The organism is Ferrimicrobium sp., assembly GCA_022690815.1.
Classification (GTDB): Bacteria; Actinomycetota; Acidimicrobiia; order Acidimicrobiales; family Acidimicrobiaceae; genus Ferrimicrobium.
Map to the genome: position 1 here is coordinate 35212 of JALCZJ010000024.1, position 6458 is coordinate 41669.

4 protein-coding genes are annotated in these 6458 nt (G+C 58.3%); 1 reads left to right on the forward strand and 3 read right to left on the reverse strand.

Annotation, left to right across the window (positions count from 1 at the left end):
* Nucleotides 1–85 precede the first annotated feature (85 nt).
* The 3 genes from MP439_08195 to MP439_08205 all read right to left on the reverse strand — a co-directional run bounded on the left by MP439_08195 (nt 86) and on the right by MP439_08205 (nt 2856).
* Nucleotides 86–1450, reverse strand: coding sequence for a ferric reductase-like transmembrane domain-containing protein (locus tag MP439_08195; GenBank protein MCI2976042.1), 1365 nt, complete (start codon nt 1448–1450; stop codon nt 86–88).
* Between the two features lie 236 nt (nt 1451–1686).
* A complete protein-coding gene (locus MP439_08200) occupies nt 1687–2028 on the reverse strand; it encodes a hypothetical protein (protein ID MCI2976043.1) in 342 nt (113 codons plus the stop codon).
* Nucleotides 2029–2199: 171 nt separating this feature from the next.
* Nucleotides 2200–2856, reverse strand: coding sequence for a TetR family transcriptional regulator (locus tag MP439_08205; protein ID MCI2976044.1), 657 nt, complete (start codon nt 2854–2856; stop codon nt 2200–2202).
* A 125-nt stretch (nt 2857–2981) separates the two neighbouring features.
* On the opposite strand from MP439_08205, the gene MP439_08210 reads away from it, so the two are divergent.
* Nucleotides 2982–5171: an MMPL family transporter gene (locus tag MP439_08210; GenBank protein MCI2976045.1), complete on the forward strand. Its 2190-nt coding sequence runs from the start codon at nt 2982–2984 to the stop codon at nt 5169–5171.
* Nucleotides 5172–6458: the final 1287 nt, after the last annotated feature.

Sequence of the window (6458 nt, forward strand, 5' to 3'; positions counted from 1 at the left end):
AACGCAAATGCCTGTGCTTGATCACCACCGACTCCGAACGGCACTTTGGCGCGCACCTTCATCAACGTCTCGAAAACCCATGCCATCAGATCGTGTACGCCTCGACATGGAGCTGGCGGCGTTTGACGCCGAGCTGCACAAACACATCATGGACGGCCTCAACGAACCCGGGTGACCCGCTGATGAAGATATCGCGGCTCCGATAGTCCTTGATATTGCCGGCGATGGTACGCAAATCAACCTCGGTGCGATCTCCGCTCAGGATGTAGACTCTGCCGTTGCGCTCGTTGGCCAGTCGCTCTAGCTCGTCGACCAGCACAAGATCGGTCTTGGCGGTCACCCGCAACACGACCGCGGGCCGGCTCCCAAGCGGGAGGTCCTCAAGCAAGCCACGCAGGGCGGTGACGCCAATACCCCCCGCGATCAAGAGCACCCGATCCTTTTGCTGCTGGGCTGCGGTGAAGTTGCCGTACGGACCCTCAAACCATACTGAGGTGCCGACCTTCAGGTCGGCGAGCTTCGCAGTAAAGTCGCCGACGGGTCGTACCATGAGGCGCAGGGTATCGCCCTGGCGGTCAACGATGGAGAACGGGTGGGCCTGCCACCATCGACCGCGCGTGAGAAAGCGCCACTCAAAGAACTGACCACCTTCAAGCTTCAAGTCCTCGAGATATTGCCCTTGCAGCAGGATCTTGATCACCCCATTGGGCTGCGGCTCGACCGCTGCCACCCTGAGCCCATGACGAAGCGAGCGCATCATCGGTATCAGCACCCGATAAACGATGATGGCGATCCCAGCGAGAATCCAGGCAACCCCCCACACCCATTGGGCAACGGAGTGGTTCACAAAGCTAGGCCCAAGTGCCAGCTCGTGAGCGAACGAGAGGACGAGCGCCGCATAGATCAAGAGATGCAGAAGCCACCAGCTCTCTCGCGAGAGCCGCTGGCGTAACCAGGGGAGCGACACCAGCCCGATCAACAACATCAAGCCCAGCGCGACAAAGGCGGTGATCATATCAGGATACGAGTTGATCAGCACCCCGATTTCGTGCACGATACCAGTCTTGGCGATCTTTGCATAGGCCACCGTCGTCAGCACCGCATGCGCAAGAATGAACGAGATTGCTAGCACCGAGAGGTTCTTGTGCCACCGCATCACGCCACCTCGACCGAGCGCGCGTTCGAGCAACGGCACCCGCGAAGCCATCAGCACCATTAAGAGCGCAAGATAGGTACCAACCAGTCCGGTGAAGGACCCAAGAAAAAGAGTCCATCCACCTGGGGCACCGATCTCGTGCACCGTTCCGTCAACCAACGGAAGCCCTAGCACAACGCCGAGGCCGATCCCACCAGCCGCAAGGCTGATCAGCAAGCCGGTCTCGCCGGCACTTCTCCGATCCGATCGTTGAACGCCTCGGCTCACCCCATCATCGAGGGCTGACGTCTTCATCAAACTCCTTCTCACGCGTGGATCACCACGCGATGTGCTACACCAATCATCACCGATGTCGCTACAACCAGACACGTTACGTCGACCGACAATACCGCGTCGTGGCAACTCTCACCCCATCACCCGCCCACATCGGCGTTTGACGTGGTGCTATTGGACATCCATCGCACCAATGATGACACCATCGTGCCCGACCAAGCTTGGCACGCGCTGAAGCACAGCTGAGACTTGGGCCATCACGCCTTGGCGTCCAACTTGCGATGGAGATCGGCTACCAACTCCTGCAGCTTGGCAAGTTCACTGCGGTGTTCACGGTGTGATTTGATCAGGTGGATGGTTCCCCCCGCAGCGATGCAGGCCCCGAGGTCACTGGTGACATTCGTATAGTTACCACCAACCAGTTCTGCAAAGGCAGAAACATGCACCGACAATAACGGAAGCACGACCAGGTAAACACCCAGCACGGTCAGCAGAATAATGTGGGGTTTGGAAGCAAGAATCCGTGGCACAAACGCGAGGATTCGTACAAGCCTCGATTGATTGCCATCACTGGTGGCCATCTGATTAGCGGTGTCCATCGACCCTCCTTTATCGATATTCCGTCACATCAATTGTGCCAGACCGTCACCTCATGCTAGCCCAGCATCGCTATGGCTTCGAGCTGCGAGGCGACACGCATTGTGCCCAAGACGCACCCTTACCCGTGCAAGGGGTTAACCTTGCGACTGCAGCGATTCCTGGTCAGGGGCTCAGTCAAGCGCCGAGTAGTGGCTAGCCAGCCTATCCAGCTCCAACGCAGCGAGATCGAAGGCATGTTGAAGTCGCTCGGTAAGGGCCTTCGTGCCCAAATGGAACGCCTCGAAATCAGCCGCGGTCACCTCGTTCACCGCGCTGCGCAACACACTCACACCAACCACCGCGGCCACATCGGCATGGATACGGGCATCCTGGGGATCTTTGGCCGTGTTCAACAATCGCTCGGCGAGAATATCGGCAATGCGAAGCTCCCAGTTCACATAGGTACGCGCAAGTTGGCTGGTCAGGTCGATGCCGAGTTGGCGGGGCCGAAACATCGGAACCTCCGCGGAATCGTCCAAGCGGCGTTGGATGCTTACCACCAACGACTCATACAACGCCACCAACGGTGGCTCGTGCGATGGACGGGTGTGAAGCTCGTTAGCAACAGCGTCAAAAAAGTCAACCAGGTCTACAAGAAGCAGATCTTCCTTCGAATCGAAGTACCGAAAAAACGTCCGCTGAGAGACATCAACTGTATCGGTGATCTGGAGGACCGTCGTCTCGGCGAAGCCTTGGCGAGCAAAGAGCTCGCGAGCTGTCGTGATGAGTTGCTCTCTCGTCCGTGCCTTATGACGCTCGCGTCTCCCGGGCTGCTGAATTTCACTCACCCTCACCACCCTACCAGTTCCCCATGCATAACCAGAAGGCAAGGTTTTTTGACAAAATCGCTAACTGGCACTTCTGCCGTATGATATGCTGCCTGAGAGCCAGATCTGGGGAGGAGATAACCACCATGGAACGACGGCCAGGAGTTCTTGAACGTATTGGGCACACCTGTGCACGACGGCCAGGCCGTACCATCGGCATATGGCTCGTCGTCTTGATTGCGGCACTCGCTGGGCATCACGCAATCTCGAGCGTCTACCAAAACAACATCAACCTCGCGGGAACGCAGGCATCGACCGGGTTTGCCCTCCTGACCCATGACGATCCGAAGGCCTCCGGATACACCGGGCTGGTGGTCGTCACCGGCAAGGACTTGGCCTCACAATCGAGCGCGCTCGACGAGAGTGAACAGAATCTCTCCAAGCTCAAGGACGTCATCACGGTCTCGAACCCGCTTGCTCCTGGCGCTACCGGCCTGTCGAGCTCAGGCGATACCGCGCTCATTACCGTCCACCTCTCTGTACTTCCGGCATCGCTTGGTACCAGTTATGCATCTTCGCTGTACCAAGCGATGGAGCCGACGACGCACGCCGGCCTGACCGTCAACTACGGAGGAGGTTTCGACGCGATCGTTAACCCGCCAACCAAAGACCTCGCCTCCGAGGGTATTGGCTTTGGCGTCGCCATCATCGTGCTCATCATCAGTTTTGGCAGTCTCGTCGCGACCGGGCTACCCCTGGTCACCGCGCTCTTTAGTGTCGGGATCGGCATCTCACTGCTCGGCATCGTCGCCAGCGTCATCACCTTTGGAACCGCGTCGCCGACGCTGGCGCTGATGATCGGGCTCGGGGTGGGAATCGACTACGCCGTCTTCTTGACCACACGCTTTCGCCAGCGCATCATGGACGGACTGGATCCAGTGACCGCCGCCGGCCAGACGGTCGCCACCAGCGGCCACGCCGTCCTCGTAGCGGCAGCCAGTGTCTCGGTTGCGCTCTTTGGACTCTACGCCTCTGGCATCACCTTCTTCGGCCAACTCGGCTTTGCCGCCTTCTTCGGTGTCTTCACGGCGGCTGCCGGAGCCGTGACGCTCGTGCCCGCAGGGCTTGGCTTGGCTGGTCGTCGTATCGATCGATGGCACGTCGGCCGCACCGTCGCTGAGGCCGGTAGCGATCAGGATCTCTGGCATCGGTACGCCCGAAGCCTACAACGGCGACCGGTGATCTTCTTGTTGACCGGCCTGGTACTCCTTTGCATCTTGATCGTGCCGTTCTTCTCGATGCGCCTTGGCAACGTCGGTGACTCCTCCTACCCCACCAGCTTCACCTCACGCCGGGCCTACGATGACATCGCAAGCGCCTTCGGACCGGGAGCGAATGGTCCACTCACCATCGTGGTCAACCTCGTCCACGACCATGTCTCCTCCTCCACCATCGCGAACGATCTTACGACCGACCTGGCAAAGGTTCCCGATATCGCCTCCGCCTCTCCTGCGCAACCCTCATCCAACGGAGCCCTCCTGATGGCAAATGTCATCCCCAAATCTGGCCCGGATGCCCAGGCGACGTCGACACTGTTTACCACGCTCGTCAACACCACGATCCCGCAGGTGACCCGCGGGACGGGTGCGCAGGGCTACCTCACCGGCGCCACCGCGCTCCAGATACAGTTTGACCAGACGCTTGGCTCACATCTTGCGGTGACGATCATCGTCGTCCTCATCATCGCCTTCATGGTGATCCTGTCCGCTTTTCGCAGCCTCGTCTTGGCGATCAAGGCGGTGATCATGAACCTTCTGAGCATCGGCGCTGCCTATGGCGTCTTGGTGGCAACCTTCCAGTGGGGTTGGGGGCGAAGCCTGCTCGGCGTCCCACAAGACGTCTCGATCGAGGCCTACGTTCCACTCGTGGTCTTTGCGGTCGTCTTTGGGCTCTCGATGGACTATGAGGTCTTTCTGCTCTCGCGGGTGCGCGAGATCTGGCTGCGCACGGCTGACAACACGGAGGCGGTATCTGAGGGCCTCTCCTCGACCGGCCGGGTGATTTCGGCGGTTGCGCTGATCATGGCGAGCGTCTTCTTTGCCTTCGCTGGCTCAACCGATGTGGTCATCAAGATGTTCGCCATCGGTTTTGGCGTCAGTGTTCTCATCGACGCAACCATCGTCAGACTCCTGTTGGTCCCCTCCATCATGACGCTGTTGGGCAAGACAAGCTGGTACATACCGGCGTGGCTCGATCGCATTGCCCCACACATCGACGCCGAGGGGCACGCTACTGATACGGCTACGTTGATCACTCTTGAACATAGTTTGCCATAATGTCTCTAGAACAAGGTCAGTACCTATTGGGTTGTGGCACAAGAGCTTAGAGTCCACTCAGTGACACTACACCGATGGGAAACAAAGGGACGTATTGATCCTCCTATGCACACCACAACGGGGGTACGCCCATGATTCGATGTCTGAACCTTCGATGTCTGATCCTCGTCCTATGGCCGATAGTGTGAAGCGCACGGTAGGTCTGGCCACATTGTCACCCAAGAAGGGCAAGTATGACGAGCGGTGCTTGGTGATCGGGGACAAGAGCGATGCAAAGCGCGTCGTTGTCACTCATCTGCGCCAGATTAGCCTGTGGGGACTACTAGATCCAAGCAAGAGCTTGCGCGACTACGCCAAGGGTCGATACCCAGCGGGCATCAACGTTCATCTAATAGACCAGCCTCCTTTGATGCCGTGGATACCTGTGTTTGCCACATCGAGTCCTGCTTTGCTATCGGCAACATCAAGGCAAAGATGTGGAGACGCTTCACAGACGAGAACGAGAGACATGATGCCTACACCCGTCTCGCGAGATACTCGGCCATCGGGCAGATCATGGGTGGTGGTATACCAGAGATTCCCACGGTGGCTATCCTTCCTGACGCGAGCGCAAAGATAGCCTCGTACCCACACCGTGTCATTCGGGGCTCGCTCGGCACTAGCTGGCCAACGGTTACCAAGTCTCGCTCTCTGTCTTTGGACGCTACCTTGTACTCGGCTGTCGACAATGACACAGCCAAAGGCAACACCAGACGTTACGTCCAGCTCAACCCCTCACAAGCGCATCTGACTACCTCGGTCTGGCATCTCTTGGGTGTCGGGCAACATCAGAGTTGTGCTCGATAAAGAACACCAGCGGGCCTTCATCCACCCCATTACGACATTGCGCGTCTAGCTAAGGCAACCGGCCCAGCTGTAGCCCTTGACTGGGGGATTACCGAGGTCGGTACCGATGACTCCAGGGTTCATCATGGAAACGAGTATGGCCAAGCACCTAGGTCTATGACCGAGCGCCGGAATAGGACCGGCAAGGCAAGGAACAGGCTTCACGCTCTATCAAAGAGAGACGCTGGCTCTAAGCGAACCAAGCACATCGCACGAAACAACCTGGGTACGAAACAACCTGGGTACAAAGCAACAGCAAGCTCGCACGAGACGCACAAAGGCCCAGCCTACGACGATTTCGGGCGCCGCGATCAAGGAAGTGGTCTATAGAAGACGAGAACCAGAGCCAAGCAACGGGTTCCCCAATCTCCATCACAACGGCCAAGAGCAATGATCACCGAA